Origin of the sequence: Candidatus Zinderia endosymbiont of Aphrophora alni (genome assembly GCF_964019745.1) — a bacterium.
Lineage (GTDB): Bacteria > Pseudomonadota > Gammaproteobacteria > Burkholderiales > Burkholderiaceae.
Window position 1 is genome coordinate 184,623 of record NZ_OZ026462.1, and the last position, 22,434, is coordinate 207,056.

At 17.9% G+C, this 22,434-nt stretch carries 12 protein-coding genes, 4 tRNA genes and 1 pseudogene; 15 read left to right on the plus strand and 2 right to left on the minus strand.

All coding sequences use genetic code 11. From position 1 onward, the window contains the following. Window positions 1–14 precede the first annotated feature (14 nt). Window positions 15–1,982 carry an ATP-dependent helicase gene (locus AACL00_RS00910; RefSeq protein ID WP_339044822.1) on the plus strand — a complete coding sequence of 656 codons (1,968 nt, stop codon included), beginning with the start codon at window positions 15–17 and terminating at the stop codon, window positions 1,980–1,982. Between the two features lie 5 nt (window positions 1,983–1,987). Here AACL00_RS00910 and dnaE read toward each other — a convergent pair whose 3' ends face one another. Next, window positions 1,988–4,876, minus strand: coding sequence for a DNA polymerase III subunit alpha (dnaE, locus tag AACL00_RS00915; protein WP_339044823.1), 2,889 nt, complete (start codon window positions 4,874–4,876; stop codon window positions 1,988–1,990). Between the two features lie 187 nt (window positions 4,877–5,063). Here dnaE and metX point away from each other — a divergent pair, with 187 nt between their 5' ends. The 5 genes from metX to AACL00_RS00940 all read left to right on the plus strand — a co-directional run bounded on the left by metX (window position 5,064) and on the right by AACL00_RS00940 (window position 7,273). Further along, window positions 5,064–6,194: a homoserine O-acetyltransferase MetX gene (gene metX, locus AACL00_RS00920; protein WP_339044824.1), complete on the plus strand. Its 1,131-nt coding sequence runs from the start codon at window positions 5,064–5,066 to the stop codon at window positions 6,192–6,194. Between the two features lie 669 nt (window positions 6,195–6,863). After that, window positions 6,864–6,947: transfer RNA gene (locus AACL00_RS00925), tRNA-Tyr, on the plus strand. Window positions 6,948–6,979: 32 nt separating this feature from the next. Continuing rightward, window positions 6,980–7,050 (plus strand) — tRNA-Gly (locus AACL00_RS00930). 26 nt (window positions 7,051–7,076) lie between these two features. After that, window positions 7,077–7,148, plus strand: a tRNA-Thr gene (locus AACL00_RS00935). Between the two features lie 52 nt (window positions 7,149–7,200). After that, window positions 7,201–7,273: transfer RNA gene (locus tag AACL00_RS00940), tRNA-Trp, on the plus strand. A 125-nt stretch (window positions 7,274–7,398) separates the two neighbouring features. Here AACL00_RS00940 and AACL00_RS00945 read toward each other — a convergent pair. After that, window positions 7,399–7,713 carry a hypothetical protein gene (locus AACL00_RS00945; RefSeq protein WP_339044825.1) on the minus strand — a complete coding sequence of 105 codons (315 nt, stop codon included), beginning with the start codon at window positions 7,711–7,713 and terminating at the stop codon, window positions 7,399–7,401. A 472-nt stretch (window positions 7,714–8,185) separates the two neighbouring features. Here AACL00_RS00945 and secE point away from each other — a divergent pair, with 472 nt between their 5' ends. The 9 genes and pseudogenes from secE to tyrS all read left to right on the plus strand — a co-directional run bounded on the left by secE (window position 8,186) and on the right by tyrS (window position 22,424). Next, window positions 8,186–8,374 (plus strand): preprotein translocase subunit SecE, encoded by a 189-nt coding sequence (gene secE / locus AACL00_RS00950; RefSeq protein WP_339044826.1) that lies wholly within the window; start codon window positions 8,186–8,188, stop codon window positions 8,372–8,374. A gap of 148 nt (window positions 8,375–8,522) precedes the next feature. Further along, a complete protein-coding gene (gene rplK / locus AACL00_RS00955) occupies window positions 8,523–8,948 on the plus strand; it encodes a 50S ribosomal protein L11 (protein WP_339044827.1) in 426 nt (141 codons plus the stop codon). Window positions 8,949–8,979: 31 nt separating this feature from the next. After that, entirely contained in the window at window positions 8,980–9,666 is a 687-nt protein-coding gene (gene rplA / locus AACL00_RS00960; RefSeq protein WP_339044828.1) for a 50S ribosomal protein L1, read from the plus strand. 62 nt (window positions 9,667–9,728) lie between these two features. Next, complete coding sequence (gene rplJ / locus AACL00_RS00965; RefSeq protein ID WP_339044829.1) at window positions 9,729–10,214, plus strand: 50S ribosomal protein L10; 486 nt, start codon at window positions 9,729–9,731, stop codon at window positions 10,212–10,214. 211 nt (window positions 10,215–10,425) lie between these two features. Then, on the plus strand, window positions 10,426–10,812 hold the full coding sequence (rplL, locus tag AACL00_RS00970) for a 50S ribosomal protein L7/L12 (RefSeq protein ID WP_339044830.1): 387 nt from the start codon (window positions 10,426–10,428) through the stop codon (window positions 10,810–10,812). A 60-nt stretch (window positions 10,813–10,872) separates the two neighbouring features. Further along, a complete protein-coding gene (gene rpoB, locus AACL00_RS00975; protein WP_339044831.1) occupies window positions 10,873–15,060 on the plus strand; it encodes a DNA-directed RNA polymerase subunit beta in 4,188 nt (1,395 codons plus the stop codon). A gap of 36 nt (window positions 15,061–15,096) precedes the next feature. Next, window positions 15,097–19,218, plus strand: a pseudogene (gene rpoC / locus AACL00_RS00980) (DNA-directed RNA polymerase subunit beta'); the annotation flags it as partial. Window positions 19,219–19,293: 75 nt separating this feature from the next. After that, window positions 19,294–21,090 (plus strand): aspartate--tRNA ligase, encoded by a 1,797-nt coding sequence (aspS, locus tag AACL00_RS00985; protein ID WP_339044832.1) that lies wholly within the window; start codon window positions 19,294–19,296, stop codon window positions 21,088–21,090. 89 nt (window positions 21,091–21,179) lie between these two features. Then, window positions 21,180–22,424, plus strand: coding sequence for a tyrosine--tRNA ligase (gene tyrS, locus AACL00_RS00990; protein WP_339044833.1), 1,245 nt, complete (start codon window positions 21,180–21,182; stop codon window positions 22,422–22,424). The last annotated feature ends 10 nt before the right edge of the window (window positions 22,425–22,434 follow it).

Here is a 22,434-nt window from a genome sequence, read left to right on the forward strand (position 1 = left end):
TAATATATTTGAAAATGAATAAAAATATTTTTTATAATCTTAATAATAAACAATATTTAGCAGTTACTTATCCTTTAAAATCAGTTTTAATTTTAGCAGGTGCTGGTTCTGGTAAAACACATGTTTTAATAAATAGAATTGTTTGGTTAATTAAATTTAAAAATGTATTATTTTCTCAAATTTTAGCTGTTACTTTTACAAATAAAGCTGCTAATGAAATTATTTTAAGATTATCAAAAATATTTTTAAATTTTTCAAATATTAATAATAATATTTGGATTGGTACTTTTCATTCTATATGTAATAAATTATTACGTATACATTATAAAAAAGTTAATTTACCTTATTATTTTAGAATAATAGATTTTAATGATCAATTATCATTAATTGGTTCTTTAATTAAAGAACTTAAATTAGATAAAAATATATATTCTAAAAAAAAAATAATTTATATATTTAATAAATTTAAAGATAAAGGTATAAGATATATTAATTTAAAAAAAAAAATGTATGATACTAATATAATTTTATTATATAAATTATATGAAAAACAATGTGAAATAAATGGAGTAGTAGATTTTTCTGAATTATTATTACGTGTTTATGAATTTTTTTTAAAAGAAAAAAAAATTTTAAAAAAATATAAAAAAATATTTAAATATATTTTTATTGATGAATTTCAAGATACTAATTTATTACAATATAAATTACTTAAATTATTAGGTAATAAAAAAAATGTTATTTTTGCCGTTGGAGATGATGATCAAAATATTTTTACTTTTAGAGGTTCAAATATTAATAATATGTTATTATTTAAAAAAGATTTTAATATATTAAAAATAATAAAATTAGAACAAAATTATAGATCTTATAAATATATTTTAAATGCTGCAAATTATATTATATCTAATAATAAAAATAGGTTAGAAAAAAAATTATTTACTAATTTAAATTTAGGTGAAAAAATAGTTATTTTTGAATCTTATAATGAATTTCAAGAAGTACAATGGGTTATTAAAAAAATAAAAAAAATTTGTAAAAAAAATAAAATTAATAATAATATTGCTATTTTATATAGATTAAATTTTCAATCTCGTTTATTAGAAAATAATTTTTTTTTAGAAAAAATACCATATAAAATATATGGTAAATATAATTTTTTAAAAAAAAAAGAAATTCAAAAAGCAATTTTTTATTTAAAATTAATAAATAATATTCATGATAATTTATCTTTTTTAGAAGTTGTTAATTTTCCTCCTAGAGGAATAGGTTTAAAAACTTTAAAAAAATTAAAATTTTTATCTAATAATTATAATTGTTCTTTATATTCATCAGTTTTTTATATTGAAAATAAAAAAAGAAAATCTTCATTAGCTTTAATAAATTTTATTAAATTAATTAATATGATTTGTAATAAAATTAAACAACTTTCTTTTAAAAAAAGTATAATATTTATACTAGAAAGTAGTGGTATAATTTATTTTTATAAAAATTTTAAAAAAAAAATATTTTCTTTAGATAATTTAAATCAATTAATTAATTTAACAAATTATTTTTTACTTAATTATTTTAATTATTTTATAAAAAATAAAAAAAATATAATAAATATTTTGTTATCTAATTTTCTTTCTTATATTTTAATAGAAAATGAAAATTATTATTTTAATGATAAAAAAAAAAAAAAAATACAATTAATGACTATACATTCTTCTAAAGGTTTAGAATTTGATGTAATTTTTATTATAGGTTTAGAAGAAGGGATATTTCCATCTTATAAAGGAGATTATAAAAAAAAAAGTTTTATAGAAGAAGAACGTAGACTTATGTATGTTGCAATAACTAGAGCAAAAAAAAAATTATATATTAGTTTTAATAATTGTCGCACTTTTTTAGGAAATAAAATTTATAATAAAAAATCTAGATTTATTAATGAATTGCCAAATTTTTTAGTAAAGAAAATTTCTTATAAAAATATAAAATAAAAAAATTATTTTTTATATAAATTATATGGATATTGTAAAAAACAAAATCCTAGTACTTTTTTTTCTTTTTTTATTATTTTTTTTATATCCCAAGTTATTTTTTTTTTATAAGGAAAAAAATTTTTAAAATTTTTTTTATTTTCAAATAAATTTAATTGATTAATAAATTTTTTATTTTTTTCTGCATGAAGTATTATTTTATTTATTGATGTATACATAATAGGTCTACTAATTTTAAAACAATCAAATGCTCCTGAAGTAATAAATGCTTTTAATGTTTTTTTATTTATATATATTTTATTTATTCTTTCTATAAAATTTAAAAAATTTTTAAATATTCCTTTTTTTCTTTCATTAATTATATTTTTTATTATATTTTTTCCTAATCCTTTAATAGCACATAATCCAAAACTAATAGTATCTTTTTTTATTGGTTTGAAATTATGAAATGAAAAATTAATATTAGGTGGTAAAATTTTTATTTTACATGTATATATTGAATCTTTAATTAAAATTTTTATTTTTTTTGTTTCATTCATAGCTAATGATAAATTAGCAGCCATAAAATATATAGTGTAATTTGTTTTTAAATATGCTGTATAATAACTTATTAATGCATAAGCCGTAGCATGTGCTTTATTAAATCCATATCCTGAAAATTTTTCTATTAAATTAAAAATTTTATTTGATTTTTTAATAGATAATCCATTTTTTATTGCTCCTTTTATAAAAGTTTTTTTTTGTTTTAACATTTTTATTTTATTTTTACTACTCATTATTCTTTGTAAAAGATCTGCCTTTTTTAATGAATATCCTGCAATTATTTGAGCAATTTTCATAATTTGTTCTTGATAAATCATTATTCCATAAGTTTCTAATAAAATATTTTTTATTCTTTTATCTATAAAAGAGAAATTTTCTCCATGTTTTCTTTTGCAAAAAATTTCTATTAATTCTATTGGTCCTGGTCTATATAAAGATATTATGATAATAATATCTTTAAATTTATCTGGTAATATATTTTTTAACATTTTTTGCATTCCTAAACTTTCTAATTGAAAAACAGCTATAGTTTTTGCTTGTGATAATAATTTAAAAGTTTTTTTATTATTTAAAGGAATATTATTTATACTTAATTTTTTTTTAATTTTAAATTGTTTTTTAATATTTGATAATGTTTTTTCAATTATTGTTAAAGTAGTTAAACCTAAAAAATCAAATTTAATTAATCCAATTTTTTTAATATCTTCTTTATCATATTGTGAAATAATTATTGAATTTTTTTCTTGAAAATATAATGGACAAAAATTAGTTATTTTTTTAGGTGATATTATAATACCCCCAGCATGTGTACTAATATTTTTTATTATTCCTTCTAATTTTTGTGCAAAAAATATTAATTTTTTAATTTCTTTATTACTTTCAATTTTTTTTTTAAAATTTTGTTCTTTTTTTATATATTCAGCAATAGTAAATAATTTATTTTGTTTGAAAGGTATTAATTTTACTAAATTATCACAAAAACTATAATTTAAACCTAAAATTCTCCCTACATCTCTTATAACTCCTCTAGCAGCCATTGTACCAAATGTTGCAATTTGTACTACAGATTTTACCCCGTATTTATTTTTAATATATTTAATTACGATATCACGTTTTTTTTGACAAAAATCTATATCAAAATCAGGTATTGAAGTTCTTTCTTCGTTTAAAAATCTTTCAAATAATAAATTATATTTTATAGGATCTACATTAGTAATATTTAAAGAGAAAGCTACTAAAGAACTTGTACCTGAACCTCTTCCTGGGCCAACGGGTATATTATTTTTTTTAGACCAATTAATAAAATCAGCAACTATTAAAAAATAATTAGAAAAATTCATTTTAATAATTGTATTAATTTCATAATTTATTCTTTTAAAGTATTTTTTAATAGTTTCAATTTTATTTTTTTTTTTAGATAAAATTATTTTTAATTTTTTTTTTAAACCCTGTTTTGTTTTTATTTTAAAAAAAATATTATTTATAATATTTTTTTTTTTAAAAAATTTAGGTAATTTAACTTTTCCTAATTTAAATGAAAAATTACATTTTTTTGCTATTTCGATAGTATTTAATATAGCTTCTGGTATATCTTTAAATAATAAACACATTTCTTTTTTTGTTTTAAAATATTGTTCTTTAGTAAATTTTTTTTTTCTTTTTTTATCTTTTAATAATTTATTTTCAGATATACAAGTACGTATTTCATGTATTAAAAAATCTTTTTTTTTTTGAAATTGTATTGGTTGAGTTGCAACTATAGGAATATTTAATTTATTTGCAATTTCTAAAGATTTTAAAATTTGTAATTCCATATTTGGTTGTTTAATTCTTTGTATTTCTATATAAAAATTTTTTTTAAAAATTTTTTTCCAATTTTTTGCTTGTTGTTTAGCTTTTATAAAATTTCCATTGTTAATAGATTTTCCAATATTTCCTAAATGTGCTCCAGATAAAATAATTAAATCATTATTATTTTTTTTAAAAATTTTTTTAATCCATTTAAATTTAATAATAGCTTTATTATTTTTAATATTTTTAATCCAAGCTTTAGACAATAAATTACAAATATGTAAATATCCATTATAATTTTTAATTAAAAATAATAATCTTGATGATTTATTATTATTTTTATTTGATATTAATATATCACAACCAATAATTGGTTTTATTCCTAGTTTTCTTGCTTTTTTATAAAATTTTATTGATCCAAAGATATTTAAAAAATCTGTTATAGCTATTGATGGTTGTTTATCTTTTTTAACTTTTTCTAAAATTTTATTAATTTTTATTGTACTATCGTTAATTGAAAATTCTGTATGTAGTCTTAAATGTATAAAATTATTATTCATAATATTTTTATGTTTTATAATATATATTAAATTTTATGTTTTTTATAAAAATTAAAAAATTTTTGTAATATTTTATATTAAAATATTAATTATTTTTTTTTATAAAAATAAAAAATATTAATTTAATTTTTTAAAATTATTTATAATTAAAATAATAGTTTTTATTATTGTAAATAAAAAAGATTTTATGGATTTAGTTTTTATTAAGGAAGAATATTTTTCAGATCCATTGTTGTTAAAAAGCGGTTTAAAAATATTTAATTATAAGTTAGTATATGAAACTTATGGTAAATTAAATTTAGATAAGTCTAATGTAATTTTAATTTGTCACGCTTTAAACGCATCTCATCATGTTACAGGAAAATATAAAAAAAATATAGAATATTCGGGGTGGTGGAATAATATGGTTGGCCCTAATAAAACTATAAATACTAATATTTTTTTTATTATATGTATTAATAATATTGGTTCTTGTTTTGGTTCTACAGGACCTATGAATATTAATTTTAAAACTGGTTATTTATATGGTTCTAATTTTCCTATTCTTACTATAGAAGATTGGGTAAATTCGCAATTTTTTTTAATGAAAAAATTAAAAATTAAAAAAATTTTTAATGTTATTGGTGCTTCTTTAGGAGGTATGCAAGTTTTATGTTGGAATTTAATATATCCAAATTTTTCGAAAAATTATATAATAATAGCTTCTACTTTAAAATTATCTGCGCAAAATATTTCTTTTAATAGTATTACTCGTCAATCAATAAATTTTGATTATTATTTTTTTAATGGAGATTTTTATTATTATGGTTTAATTCCTAAAAATAGTTTGTGTATATCACGTATGATTGCTCATAATACTTATATTTCTAGTTTTGATATGTCAAAAAAATTTAATCGTAAATTACAATTTGAAAATGTTTGTTTTAATTTTGATATGGATTTTAAAGTTGAATCTTATTTATATTATCAAGGTGAAAAATTTTCTAATTATTTTGATACTAATACTTATTTATTAATTACTAAGCTTTTAGATTATTTTGATATGGATAAAAAAATAAAGAAAAAAAATAAAAAAAAAAATTTTTTAATTATATCTTTTAATACTGATTGGAGATTTCCTTTAAAACATAATAAAAAAATAATAAATTTATTAATTAAAAGTAAAATGAATATTTATTTTATTAAAATAAATTCTTTATATGGGCATGATGCATTTTTAAAATATAATTATAATTATATGCAAGTAATAAATTTTTTTTTAAAAAGAAATTATAAAAATATTTTTTTAAAAAAATATAATATATATAATAATATATAATATAATATAATTTATATATAATATATATTTTATATAAAATATATATATAATATAAATTATATATAATATAAATTGTATATAATATAAATTGTATATAATATAAATTATATATAATATAAATTATATATAATATAAATTATATATAATATAAATTATATATAATATAAATTATATATAATATAAATTGTATATAATATAAATTGTATATAATATAAATTGTATATAATATAAATTGTATATAATATAAATTGTATATAATATAAATTGTATATAATATAAATTGTATATAATATAAATTGTATATAATATAAATTATATATAATATAAATTATATATAATATAAATTATATATAATATAAATTATATATAATATAAATTATATATAATATAAATTATATATAATATAAATTATATATAATATAAATTATATATAATATAAATTATATATAATATAAATTATATATAATATAAATTATATATAATATAAATTATATATAATATAAATTATATATAATATAAATTATATATAATATAAATTATATATAATATAAATTATATATAATATAAATTATATATAATATAAATTATATATAATATAAATTATATATAATATAAATTATATAGTAAAATTTATTTTATAATATATAATAATATAAAATTTAAAATATTGGAGAGATGGCCGAGTGGTTAATGGCAGCAGACTGTAAATCTGCCCTTTTTATAAGTACGTTGGTTCGAATCCAGCTCTCTCCATAAAATATATATAAATATATATTTTTATAAAAGCGGATATAGCTCAATGGTAGAGTAAAAGCCTTCCAAGCTTGAGATAAGGGTTCAATTCCCTTTATCCGCTTTTAAAAATATTAATTATTATAATTAGCCCTTGTAGCTTAGTGGTAGAGCACTCCCTTAGTAAGGGAGAGGTCAAATGTTCAATTCATTTCTAGGGCAAAAATTTAAAAATAATTTATATAATAAATATTATATATTTTTTTATTTTAAGAGGGGGATAGTTCAAATGGTAGAGCATCGGTCTCCAAAACCGAAAGTTGGGGGTTCAATCCCCTCTCCCCCTGTGATAAAAAAAAATATATTTTTTATATATTAATATAATATAATATAATACAACATAATACAACATAATACAACATAATACAACATAATACGGGATTGTATAACATATATATAATATAATATAATATTATATAATATAATGTAATACAATATAAATAATAGTATTAGTACTAATATTAGTAATAATATTAGTAATAATGTTAATAACAATATTATTGATAATATTATTAATGTTATTATTAATAATATTAATAACAGTTTTATTAAAAATATTATTAATTTTTTTAATAGTAAAATTAATAACAAAACCATTAATAATACTACTAATAATTTTACTAATAATATTAATACCAATTATATTATTAATAATATGAGTAATAATATGAGTACTATTATTAATAATAATATTTATAATAGTATTAACAATATAACTAATAATCATATCGGATATAACATTACTAATAATATCAATACTAATATTAGTAATAATATCAATGATAATATTATTAATGTCGATAATTTTATAATAGTTATGATACTAGTTTTTAATATTAATAATAATAATATTATTAATATTATTTCTAGTATTATTAATAATAATAATTATAATTATAATTATAATTATAATTATAATAATAATAATAATATTTAATATTAATATTAATATTTAATATTAATATTTAATATTAATAATTAACATTAACATTAACATTAACATTAACATTAACATTAACATTAACATTAACATTAACATTAACATTAACATTAATATTAACATTAATATTAACATTAATAATTAATAATTAATAATTAATAATTAATAATTAATAATTAATAATTAATAATTAATAATTAATAATTAATAATTAATAATTAATAATTAATAATTAATAATTAAAAAATAAAAATTATATATGAAATATATTATTTTTTTTTTTAATTTTTTAAAAAAATCTTTTAAAGAATTTAAAAAAATTATTTGGCCTACTTTTTTTGAAGTAATTGAAGTTATTATTGTAGTTATTTTATTTTGTATTTTTATGTTTTTTTTTTTTATTTATTCAGATAAATTAATTAAAAATATATTGTGTAATATATATTAATATGTTATCATATAATTTAATTATATGAAATATTTTATATTTTTTTAAAAAATAAAATATTAAAAATGTTTATTTTTTAAATTATTAAAAATATAATTTATTAAAATTATTTTTTTTATATTATATATATTTTAAATTATTTTATTAAATGAAAAAAATTATAGGTTTTATTAAATTACAAATTTTAGCTGGAAAAGCTACTCCTGCACCTCCTATAGGTCCAGCTTTAGGACAAAGAGGTTTAAATATTATGGAGTTTTGTAAAAATTTTAATAATCAAACTAAAAATTTGGAATCGGATTTACCTATACCTGTTGTAATAACTGTTTTTTTTGATAAATCTTTTGATTTTATTTTAAAAACTCCTCCTACATCGGTATTGATAAAAAAAATTTTAGGCATTGATAAAGGTTCATCAAAGCCAAATTTAAATAAAGTAGGAACTATTTCTATGAAACAAATAGAAGAGATTGCTCTTAAAAAAAGAAAAAATCTTACTTCAAATAATTTATCAGGAGCTATTCGTACTATTATTGGTTCTGCTATTTCTATGGGAGTTTTAGTAAAAAATTAATAAATTTTTAATTAATAATTTTAAAATTTTTATGTTAAAAATTTCTAAAAAAAGAAAAGAAATTCTAAAAAAAATAAATAATAAAAAAAAGTATCTATTAGAAGAAGCTTTTGTTTTAATAAAAAAATGTTCTATAGCAAAATTTAATGAATCTGTTGACATTTCTATTCATTTAGGTATAGATTATAAAAGATCTGATCAAATTGTTCGTGGTTTTGTTATTTTTCCTTTTAATTTTAAAAAGTCTGTTAAAGTTTTAGTTTTTGCTAAAGATGAAGAAAGAAAAAGTGCTTTAGAAGCTGGTGCTGATTTTGTTGGTATGGAAGATTTAATAAAAAAAATTAAATTAAAAGGAATTTTTTTTGATGTAGTTGTTACTTCGCCTAAAAATATGTTAATTTTAAATTCTTTAGGAAAAATTTTAGGACCTCGTGGATTAATGCCAAATAAAAAAAGTGGTACATTATCTTCTGATATTTTTAATACTGTTAAAAATATTAAATTAGGACAAGTTAATTATAAAAGTGATAAATTTGGTATTATTAATTTATCAATTGGTAAAAGTAATTTTAAAATTTCAAGTTTAAAATCTAATTTTTTTTCATTATTAAATTCTTTAAAAAAAAATAAACCTATTTCTTTGAAAAATATTTATTTTCGTAATATTTGGGTATCTTCTACTATGGGTATAGGTGTTAAAATTAATCAACAGTTTTAATTATTAAATTTTTTTAATAATATTTATAATTAATAATTTATATTTATATTTTTGGAGGTATTTTGAATTTTAATATTGATAAAAAAAAAAAAATTGTATCTAAAATTATAGAAAAAATTAATATTTTTAATGTTATTATTTTAGCTAAATTTAAAAAAATAAGTACTAATCAATTAACTGATTTAAGAGTAATTTTTAAAAAAAAAAAAATTTTTATATCTGTATTTAAAAATAGCTTATTAAAAAAAGCTTTAATAAAAAGTAAATTTGAAAAAATAATTTCAAAAATTAATGGTCAAATAATTTGTTTTTTTTCTAATGATGTAATTTTATTATCTAAAGTAATTATTGATTTTTTAAAAATTAATAAAAATTTAATTGTTAAAATAGGAAGTTTTTTTGAAAAAAAAATTTTTTTATTAGATATAAAAAATTTTGCAAATATCCCTAGTAAAAATGTGTTATTAATGCAATTATTTAAAATTTTTAGGTATTCTATAATTAATTTTATAAAAATTTTATTTTTTATAAAAAATAAAAAAAAATAATTATTATAAAAATTTTATTTAAATTATTATTAATTATTTTTTTTATTTGTTTTTTATTAAATATATTTTATATAAATATAAAAATAATTTTATATATATAAAATATGTATATATATTTATGTTTTTATAAGGTATTTATTTTTAACAATAGAGAAATTTAAAAACAATTTTAAATTGTTATTTAAATTTTAATATATTTTTTAAAAATTTAATGATTAAAAAATTAACAAAAGATGAGATTATTAAAGTAATTAATAATTTAAGTGTTTTAGAGTTAAATGATTTAATTAAAGGTTTTGAAAAAAAATTAGGTATATCAGTTAATGATATTAATAATATTAATACTTTGAATAAAAATATAAATAATATTTCTAAAAAAAAAGAAAAAACAAAATTTTCAGTAATTTTAACTGAAATAGGTACTAGTAAAATTAGTGTGATTAAAATTGTTAGAGAACTTACTGGTTTAGGATTAAAAGAATGTAAAAATTTAGTTGATAATATACCTAAATCTTTAAAAGATAATTTAACTAAAGTAGAAGCAGAGACTTTTATAAAAAAAATAGAATCTATTGGAGCTAAAGCTTTAATAAAATAATGTTTAATAAAAATTTTTTAATTTTTTTTTTTTTAAATTTTATGACTAATAATAAATATCATGATTACTAAATATATTGATTCTTTTATTAAGAAAAAAAGTATTCGTAAATCTTTTACAAATAGAAATAAGGTGTTTAAAACTTTAAATTTATTAGAAATACAACTTAAATCTTATGAAAAATTTTTGCAAAAAGATATTTTTTTTTTAAAAAGAAAAAATTATGGTTTACAATTTATCTTTAAAACTTTTTTTCCTGTTGCTTCTAAAGATAATTCTTATAATATAGAATATTTATATTATTTTTTAGAAAAACCTATTTTTAATATTAAAGAATGTAAAGAACGTGGCTTAACATATTCTTCTGTTTTAAAAGTTATGTTTCGTTTAAATATTTTTTATAAAGGTTTTTTAGAAACAAAAGTTATAAAAGAAATTAAAGAACAAGAAATTTTTATGGGCGAAATACCTTTAATGACAAATTTTGGAACATTTATTATTAATGGTACAGAACGTACTGTTGTTTCTCAATTATATAAATCACCTGGAGTTTTTTTTGATTATAATAAAAAAAAATTTTTTTCTGATGAAAAAATCTTTTATAACGCTAAGATAGTACCTTATAAAGGTTCTTGGTTAGAATTTGAATTTGATTCTAAAGATATATTATTTTTTCGTATTGATAGACGAGCAAAAATGCCAGTTACAATTTTATTAAAAGCTATGGGTATGACTGTTGAAAAAATTTTATATTCTTTTTCTTTATATGATAAATTTTTAATTTTAAAAAATTTTGTTAGAATTAAAATTATTGTTAATCGTTTATTAGGAAAAAAAATTAATTTTAATCTTTTTAAAGAGAATGGAAAACTTTTAATAAAAAAAAATGAGATAATTACTTTAAAAAAATTACGAATAGATTCAAAAACTGAATATTGTATTTTTTTAGTTAAAATAAAATATTTATTGGGGCGTGTTTTAAAAGAAAATATTATTAGTAATATTGATAAAAAAATAGTAATTGCTTATGCAAATGAAACAATTACAAAAGATTTGTTGTTTATGTTTATAAAACATAAAATTAAAGTTGTAAAAATTATTTATAGTAGTAATATTAATTATATTGATTATATTTCAAAAATTTTAAATTTTGATAAAACTTTAGATTCATTTTCTGCAAAAAAATTTATTTATAAAATTATGCGCCCTGGTGATTCTCCAACTATTGATACTGTAGAAATTTTTTTTAAAAATTTATTTTTTAATAAAAAACGTTATAATTTATCTTTAATAGGTCGTATGAAATTAAATAGTAGATTTGGTTTTGATAGTTCTTATGGAACTTCTCTTTTATCTATTAAGGATATAATATATGTTATTAAAACTTTAATTAATCTTAAAAATAATATTGGTAGTATAGATGATATTGATCATTTAGGTAATAGAAGAATTAGAAGTGTTGGAGAATTATTAGAAAATCAATTAAAATTTGCTTTTAATAAAACTGAAAAATTTATTAAAGAGCGTTTAAATTATGTTGAACAAGATAATTTAATGCCTCATGATTTTATAAATTCTAAAACAATTTCTACAATTATAAGGGATTTTTTTTGTACTTCACAATTATCTCAATTTTTAGATCAAACAAAAACAATTTCTACAATTATAAGGGATTTTTTTTGTACTTCACAATTATCTCAATTTTTAGATCAAACAAATTCTTTATCTGAAATTACACATAAACGTCGTATTTCATCTTTAGGACCTGGAGGATTAACAAGAGAAAGAGCAGGTTTTGAAGTTAGAGATGTACATTATACTCACTATGGGCGTGTTTGTCCAATAGAAACTCCGGAGGGTCCTAATATAGGATTGATAAACTCTCTAGCTTTGTTTTCAAAATTAGATAAATATGGTTTTTTAGAGACACCTTACTATAAGGTTGTAAATAAAAAAGTTACTTCTGAAATTAAATATCTTAATGCGTTTAATGAAGCTTTTTATACTATAGCACAAGCTAATTCTATTATTAATAATAAAAAAGAATTAATAGGTCCTTTAGTTTCTGCTAGAAAATTAGGTAATAATATTTTTGTTTCTCCTGAAAAAATTGATTTTATAGATGTTTCTCCTAATCAAATAGTATCATTAGCAGCATCTTTAATACCTTTTTTAGAACATGATGATGCGAATAGAGCTTTAATGGGTGCTAATATGCAACGTCAAGCTGTTCCCTGTATGAAAGCACAAAGGCCTTTAGTAGGTACTGGTTTAGAAAAAATTGTAATTTCAAATTCTGGAGATGTAATAAGATCTTTAAGAGGTGGTAAAATAATTTTTGTAGATTCTAATAAAATTGTTATAAGTGTTAATGAAGATGAAATTATGAGTAATGATTTAGGAATTGATGTTTATAATTTAGTTAAATATTCAAGAACTAATCAAGATACTAATGTTAATCAAAAAATTATTGTTAATGTTGGAGATTTAGTATTAAAAAATGATGTTATAGCTGATTGTTCTTCAAGTCATTTAGGTGAATTATCTTTGGGGCAAAATATACTTGTGGCTTTTATGTCTTGGAATGGTTATAATTTTGAAGATTCTATTATAATTTCTAAAAAGATTGTTGTTGAAGAAGTGTATACCTCTATACATGTTAAAGAATTTGTAGTTTTAATTCGTGATACTAAATTAGGATTTGAAAAAAATACTAGAAAAGTTCCAAATCTACCTAAAAAACAAAAATTTAAATTAGATGATTCTGGTATTATTCATCTTGGTGCGGAAGTAGTATCTGGTGATGTATTAGTAGGAAAAATTACACCTAAAAATGATATTCAAATTACTCCTGAAGAAAAATTAATTTGTGCTATTTTTAAAGAAAAAATTTCTAATTTTAAAGATACTTCTTTTAGAGTACCACCTCAAATATGTGGTACAGTTATTAATGTAGAAATTTTTACTAAGAAAGGTATTATTAAAGATGAACGTTCTATACAAATTATAAAAGATAAATTAGAAAAATACAAATTAAATTTAATGGAAAAAATATTTTTTATTGAAAATGATTTGTTACAAAGATTAAAAAAAAAATTAATAAATAAATTTATGTATATTAATTTAGATGTTAAAAATAAAATTAAAATTACAAAAAAATTTTTATTAAATTTAAAACTTTTAGATTTATTTGAAATTAATTTAGAAGATAAAAATTTAAAAAAATTTTTAAAAAGAATTAAAAAATTATTTTTTTTAAAACAAGTTTATTTTCAAGATAAGTATATTAAAAAAAAAAAAAAATTAACAGAAGGTGATGAATTACCTTCTGGAGTATTAAAAATAATTAAAATTTTTTTAGCTATTAAAAAAAAATTACAACCAGGTGATAAGATGTCTGGTAGACATGGAAATAAAGGTGTAGTTTCTTGTATTTTAAATATTGAAGATATGCCTTATATGTCTGATGGTACTGTAGTTGATATTATTTTAAATCCTTTAGGTATTCCATCTAGAATGAATGTTGGGCAAATTTTGGAAGCGCATTTAGGTTGGGCTGCTAAGGGTTTAGGTTTACGTTTACAAAAAATGATAAATTCTCAAAAAAATTTATTAGAAATACGAAAATTTTTAGAAAAAATTTATAATTTTTCTTATAAAAAAGAGAATTTTAATAATTTTAATGACAATGAAATTTTAGAATTAATAAAAAATATTAGTAATGGTGTTTATTTTTCTACTCCTGTTTTTGATGGAGCTACTGAAAAAGATATAGATTATTTATTAAATTTAGCTTATCCTAAAAATATTTCTAAAAAATTAAAAATTAATGAAAAAAAAAATCAAATTATTTTATATGATGGTAGAACAGGAGAGGCTTTTAAACAATTTATAACTGTTGGTTATATTTATTTTTTAAAATTAAATCATTTAGTAAATGATAAAATTCATTCTAGATCAATTGGTCCTTATTCTTTAATAACTCAACAGCCTTTAGGTGGTAAATCTCAATTTGGTGGTCAACGTTTTGGAGAAATGGAAGTTTGGGCTTTAGAAGCTTATGGTGCTTCTTATACATTGCAGGAGATGTTAACTATTAAATCTGATGATATTAATGGTCGTACTGAAATTTATAAAAATTTAATAAATAATATTGGTATAATTAATATTAATATACCCGAATCTTTTAATGTTTTAATTAGAGAGATTCGTTCTTTAGGAATTGATATAAAATTAAAATATAAATAATTTTTTAAAATATAAAAAAAGGATATATAAAAATATATGAAACTTATAACTAATTTTTTAAAGTTTGTTAGATATAAAAATCAATTTAATTCAATAAAAATAAAATTAGCTTCTGATAAAAAAATTAGATCTTGGTCTTATGGAGAAGTAAAAAAATCTGAGACTATAAATTATAGAACATTTAGACCTGAAAAAAGTGGTTTATTTTGTTCTAAAATTTTTGGACCTGTTAAAAATTATGAATGTTTATGCGGAAAATATAAACGTGTAAAATATTGTGGTGTTATTTGTGAAAAATGTGGTGTAGAAGTAACATTAACTAATGTTAGAAGAGAAAGAATGGGACATATTACCTTAGCTGCTCCTGTAGCACATATTTGGTTTTTAAAGTCCTTACCGTCTAGATTAAGTATAATTTTAAATATGAATTTAAAAGATATAGAAAAAGTTTTGTATTTTGAAAAATATGTTATTATTAATCCTGGTAAATCTTTTTTAAAAAAAAAACAAGTTATATCAGAAAATGTTTATATTCAAAATAAAGAAAGATATAAAAAAGATTTTTTAGCTTTAATGGGAGCTGAAGGAATACAAAAATTATTATCTTCTATAAATATTAAAAAAAATATTAAGAATTTAAAAAAATCTTTAAAGAATTTAAAATCTAATTCAAAAGTTAAAAAACTTTTAAGACGTTTAAAAATTTTTGAAGCTTTAAAAAAATCTAATATGAAACCACAATGGATTATAATGAAAATATTACCTGTATTACCATCTGAATTACGACCGTTAGTTTTATTAGAAGGTGGTAGATTTGCAACTTCTGATTTAAATGATTTGTATCGTAGAATTATTAATAGAAATAATAGATTGAAAAAATTAATAAATTTAAAAGCACCAGAAATTATTTTAAAAAATGAAAAACGTATGTTACAAGAAGCAGTTGATGCTCTTTTTGATAATGGTAGGTCTGGAAAAGTAATTTTAGGTTCTAATAAACGTCCTTTAAAATCTTTATCAGAAATGATAAAAGGTAAAACTGGAAGATTTAGACAAAATTTATTAGGAAAACGTGTTGATTATTCTGGAAGATCTGTAATAATTGTAGGACCTGAGTTAGATTTACATCAATGTGGTTTACCTAGACTTATGGCTTTAGAATTATTTAAGCCATTTATTTTACAAAGACTTAATATTCTTGATATAACTACAGATTTACAATTTTCAAAAAAATTAATTGATTCTCAAGATCCAATAATTTTAGAAATTTTAGAGGATATTATAAAAGAACATCCTGTAATATTAAATAGAGCTCCAACTTTACATCGTTTAGGTATACAAGCTTTTAAAGCTGTTCTTATAGAAGGAAAAGCTATAAAATTACATCCATTAGTTTGTGCTGCTTTTAATGCTGATTTTGATGGTGATCAAATGGCAGTTCATATTCCTTTATCTATTGAAGCGCAAAGTGAAGCATTATCTTTAATGATGTCTGATAAAAATATTTTATTTCCTTCTAATGGAGAGCCTTCAATAACTCCTACTCAAGATATTATTTTAGGTTTATATTATGCTACTCAAAAATTTAAAAATATTGAAGATGAAAAAATAATATTTAGTGATGTACATGAAGTTATTGTAGCTTATAATAATAAAGTAGTTGATTTATTTACTAATATAATTTTAAGAGTTTATGAAAAAGAAAATTATAAAGATAAAAAAAATTTATCTTATGTTTATAGAAGATATAGTACTACAGTAGGTAGAGTGATGTTATATGAAATATTTCCAAAAAATTTATCTTTTTCTTTAATTAATAAAATAATTAATAAAAAAAAAATTTCTAAAATAATTAGTATTATATTTTTTAAAAATGGAATAAAAAAAACAGTATCATTTGTTAATAAGTTAACTCAATATGGTTTTAAAATGGCTACTATTTCCGGTATGTCTATTTCTATAAATGATATGAAAATTCCTAAAGAAAAAAATAATATTATATCAATATCTAAAAAAAAAATTAATAAAATAAATAAACAATATTCTTTAGATTTAATAACTAAAAAAGAACGTTATAATAAAATAATAGATATATGGAGTAAAACTACTGAAAATGTAAGTAAAATTATGATATATGAAATGGAAAAAACATATAAAAAAAATAGTTATAAAAAAAATTTTCTTAAAAAAGATTTAAATCCTATTTATATTATGATTAATTCTGGAGCTAGAGGTTCTTCTATACAAATTCGTCAATTAGCAGGTATGAGAGGATTAATGTCTAAACCAGATAATTCAATTATTGAAACTCCTATTATATCTAATTTTAGAGAAGGGTTAGATGTATTACAATATTTTATTTCTACTCATGGAGCTCGTAAAGGTTTATCTGATACTGCATTAAAAACTGCTAATTCTGGATATTTAACTAGACGTTTAGTTGATGTTACTCAAGATTTAATAATTTTAAAATATGATTGTTTTACAAAAAAAGGAATAAAATTAAAATCTTTAATAGAAAATGGAAAAGTTATTGAATCTTTAAAAGAAAGAATTTTAGGTCGTGTTTCTTTAGAAGATATTGTTGATTATGAAACAAAAGAAATTATATGTAATGCTGGTACATTAATAGATGAAGATATTATTGAAAAAATTAATTTTTTAAAAATTAATTCAATAAAAGTTCGTAGTCCATTAAAATGTAAAATTCGTTATGGTTTATGTGTTAAATGTTATGGTCGTGATTTGAGTAAAGGTGTTTTAGTTAATGTTGGTGAGGCTGTTGGGATAATAGCTGCTCAATCTATAGGAGAGCCTGGTACACAGTTGACTATGCGTACATTTCATATAGGTGGTGCAACTTCTAGAGTTATTGTAGATTCTTTTATAAAAACTAAAGTTAGTGGAAAAATTTTATTTTCTTCTTCTATGCGTTGTATTTTAAATAGTAAAAATAACTTAATTGTTATTTCTCGTTTTGGTAAAATTTTTATTTTAGATAAATTTAAAAATAAAATAGAACAATATAAAATTCCATATGGTGCAATTTTATTAATAAATAATAATGATTTAGTAAAAATTGGAGAAAAATTAGCTTTTTGGGATTCTTTAGCACGTCCAATAATTGCTGAAAATTCTGGTTTTATAAAATTTAAAAATTTTTTTAAAAATTTAACTGTTGAAAAAAAATTTGATTCTTTAATTAAATCAAATATTTATTTAGTAATAGGTTCAAAGAAAATTAATAAAAAAAAACATTTTGAAATTTTAAGGCCTCAAATAAATATTTTAAATGAATTTAAAAATTGTGAGGAAAAAAAAGATGTAAATAAATTTACAACAATTAATTTTTTAATTGGTACTAAAATTATAGTTAAAAATAAACAATTTGTAAAAGTTGGTGATGTTATAGCATATATTCCTGTAAATGTAAAAAAAACTTTAGATATTACTGGAGGCTTACCAAAGGTTGCAGAATTATTCGAAGCTAGAATTTCAAAAAATTCTGCTATTTTAGCAGAGATTACAGGTAATATTTTTTTTGATAAAGATATAAAAAATAAACAATCTTTAAATATTATAAGTTCTGATGGTATAAAACATAATTTTTTAGTTTCTAAAAATAAACAGATTTTAGTTCATGATGGACAATTTATAAATAAAGGAGAAATTATAGTAGAAGGCCCAATTAATCCTCAAGATATTTTAAGATTATTAGGTATTAATAAATTAATAAAATATATTGTTAATGAAGTACAAATAATTTATCGTTCTCAAGGTGTAAAAATTAATGAAAAACATATTGAGATTATTATTAAACAAATGTTGCGTAAAGTAGAAATAATTTCTCCAGGAGATACAGATTATATTGTAGGTGAACAAGTAGAAAAATATGAATTATTAAATATTAATGATAATATTATTTTAAAGAATAAACTTCCTGCAACTTATATTCCTGTTTTATTAGGTATAACAAAAGCTTCTTTATCAACTGACTCTTTTATTTCTGCTGCATCTTTTCAAGAAACTACAAGAATTTTAACAGAAGCTGCAATTTTAGGAAAAGAAGATAATTTACGAGGGTTAAAAGAAAATGTAATAGTTGGTAGATTAGTTCCTGCAGGAACTGGTTTTATTTTTCATAAATTTAAAGAAAAAATTTTTAAAAAAAAATCATTGTTTAAGAAATATTTTAAATATTTTTTAAATAATTAATATTATTAGTAATAATTTATGTTAACAAAAAGAAGATATTGTGGTTTAATTACCGAAAAATTTATTAATAAAGATGTTAATTTATATGGTTGGGTTAATAAATATAGAAATCATGGTAAAATTATATTTATTGATCTTAGAGATAGAGAAGGAATTGTTCAAATAGTTTTTAATAAAAAAAATATTAAAAATTTTAAAATTGCAGAAAATATTCGTAATGAATTTTGTTTAAATATTAAGGGTATAGTTCAAAAACGACCTAAAAATAATATTAATTTAAAAATAAAAACTGGTTTAATAGAAATTATAGTTTATAGTATAAAAATATTAAATAATTCTATTGAATTACCATTTAATTTAGATGATAAAAATTTATCAGAAAATGTTCGTTTAAAATATCGTGTTTTAGATTTAAGAAGAAAACAAATGCAAAAAAATATTTTTTTACGTTATAAAATAACTTATGAAATAAGAAAATTTCTTCATAAAAATGGTTTTATTGAAATAGAAACTCCTTTTTTAACTAAAAGTACTCCAGAAGGAGCTAGAGATTATTTAGTTCCTTCAAGAGTAAATATTGGAAATTTTTTTTCTTTACCTCAATCTCCTCAATTATTTAAACAATTATTAATGATTTCTTCATTTGATAGATATTTTCAAATTACTAAATGTTTTAGAGATGAAGATTTACGCTCTGATAGACAACCAGAATTTACACAAATTGATTGTGAAATTTCATTTTTAAATGAAAAAAAAATTAGATTTTTATTTGAAAAAATGATAAAAAAAATTTTTAAAAAAAGTATAAAAATTAAATTACCTGATATTTTTCCAATTATTAATTTTAATGATTCTATATTAAAATATGGAACAGATAAACCTGATATTAGAATTAAATTAAAAATAAAAGATTTAACTGATAAAATTAATATTATTAAATATAAAAATTTTTTAAATTTTGAATTTAATAAAAATAATAAAATATTAGGTATGAAAATTCAAAATGGTATTAATATGTCAAAAATAAAAATTAAAGAATGTATTAATTTATGTAAAAAATATAATTTAAAAAATATTTTTTTTTTTTTTGTAAATGATATTAAAAAAAATTTTTTAAATTTAAAATTTCCATTTTTTTTAAAAAAAATAAAAAAAAAATTTTTTGAAAAAATTATTTTTTTTTTAAAAGCTAATGAAAAAGATTTAATATTTTTAGGTATTGGAGATATTAAAAATATTTTTTATATTTTTGGAAAATTACGTTTATATATTGGTTATATGGATTTTAGTATTAAAAATAATATTTTTGATAAATTTTGTTATAAACCTATTTGGGTAATAAATTTTCCTTTATTTAAATATAATATTGAAAATAAATCTTGGGAATCTTTTCATAATCCTTTTACTTCACCTAAAAAAAAATATGAAAAAAATATTTTTAAAAATCTTGATAAAATAATTTCTAAATCATATGATTTAATTTTAAATGGTTGTGAAATTGGTGGTGGTTCTATTCGAATACATAAATCAAAACTTCAAAAAAAGATTTTTAAAATTCTTATGAAAAATAATAAAGAGAAAATTTCAAAATTTAATTTTTTATTAAAAGCTTTAAAATTTGGTGCACCACCTCATGGTGGTATAGCTTTTGGATTAGATCGTTTAGTTTCAATTATGACAAATTCTAATTCTATTAGAGATGTTATAGCTTTTCCTAAAACTAGTCAATGTCAATGTTTGTTAACTAAATCTCCATCTTTAATAGATAAAAAACAATTAAAAGATTTAAATATAACAATAAATTTTAATAAATAAAAAATTTTTAAAATAAAAATTATAAAATAATTAAAAAAAATTAATTTTATTAATTAATAATTATAAAAAAAAATAAATATTATAATAATATGAAAAATTTTAAAAAAATATTTACTAAAAATTTATTAATTCCTGATTTTATTAAAGATTCTTTAAAGATTTTTATTCAAAATTCTAAAGAATTATTAAAAATTAATAATTTTGTTAATCAATTAATTTTTTCTTATAAAAAAAAAATACCTTTAAGAATTAAATTTGGTTGTGATCCTACTTCTCCTAATTTACATTTTGGACATTTAGTTGTTTTAAATAAATTATATCAGTTACAAAATTTAGGACATAAAATTATAATTGTAATAGGAGATTTTTCTGCTAGAATTGGTGATCCTACGAAATGTAATGTAACTCGTCCTTTTCTTTCAAAAGAACAAGTAATAGAAAATTCTAAAAATTATTTTTCACAAATTGGTTTAATTTTAGATTTAGATAAAATTGAAATTAGGTATAATTCAGAATGGTTTAATAATTTTAATATTCAAGATATTATTAAATTAACATCTTATTATACAGTTGCACGTATGATTGAAAGAGATGATTTTTCTAAACGTTTAAAATTAGGTTTCCCAATATTTATGCATGAATTTTTATATCCATTATTTCAAGGATATGATTCAATAATTTTAAAATCTCATTTAGAAATTGGTGGTTCTGATCAAAAATTTAATTTATTAATTGCTCGTAATTTACAAAAAAATTTTGGAGGTGTACCTCAAAATATTTTAACTATGCCTATATTAGAGGGTTTAGATGGTGTTCATAAAATGTCTAAATCTAAAAAAAATTTTATTAATATTGTTGATGATTCATATAAAATGTTTTCAAAAATTATGAGTATTTCTGATAAAATGATGTGGAAATATTATAAATTATTATTATTATATTCTAAAAAAAAAATATCTTCTTTAAAAAAAAGTATTGTTATTGGTAGTGATTTAAAAAAAATTAAAATATCATTAGCTTTAAAATTAGTAACAAAATTTCATTCTTTAAATAAAGCTAAAAAAGCTTTATTTGATTTTATTAATTGTTGTAAAGGAGGTGTTCCTAAAAAAATAGATATTTTTTATTTATCTGGTGCTCCTTTATTAATAGGAAACTTATTAAAAAAAGTAAATTTTTGTTTTTCATTTTCTGAAGCTTTAAGAATGATTATGCAAAAAGGTGTACGTATTAATGGTAATATAGTTACAGATAAATTTTTAAAAATTAATTCAGGTATATTTATTTTACAAGTTGGTAAACGTAAATTTTTAAAAATTCATTTAATTAAATAAAAAAATTAAA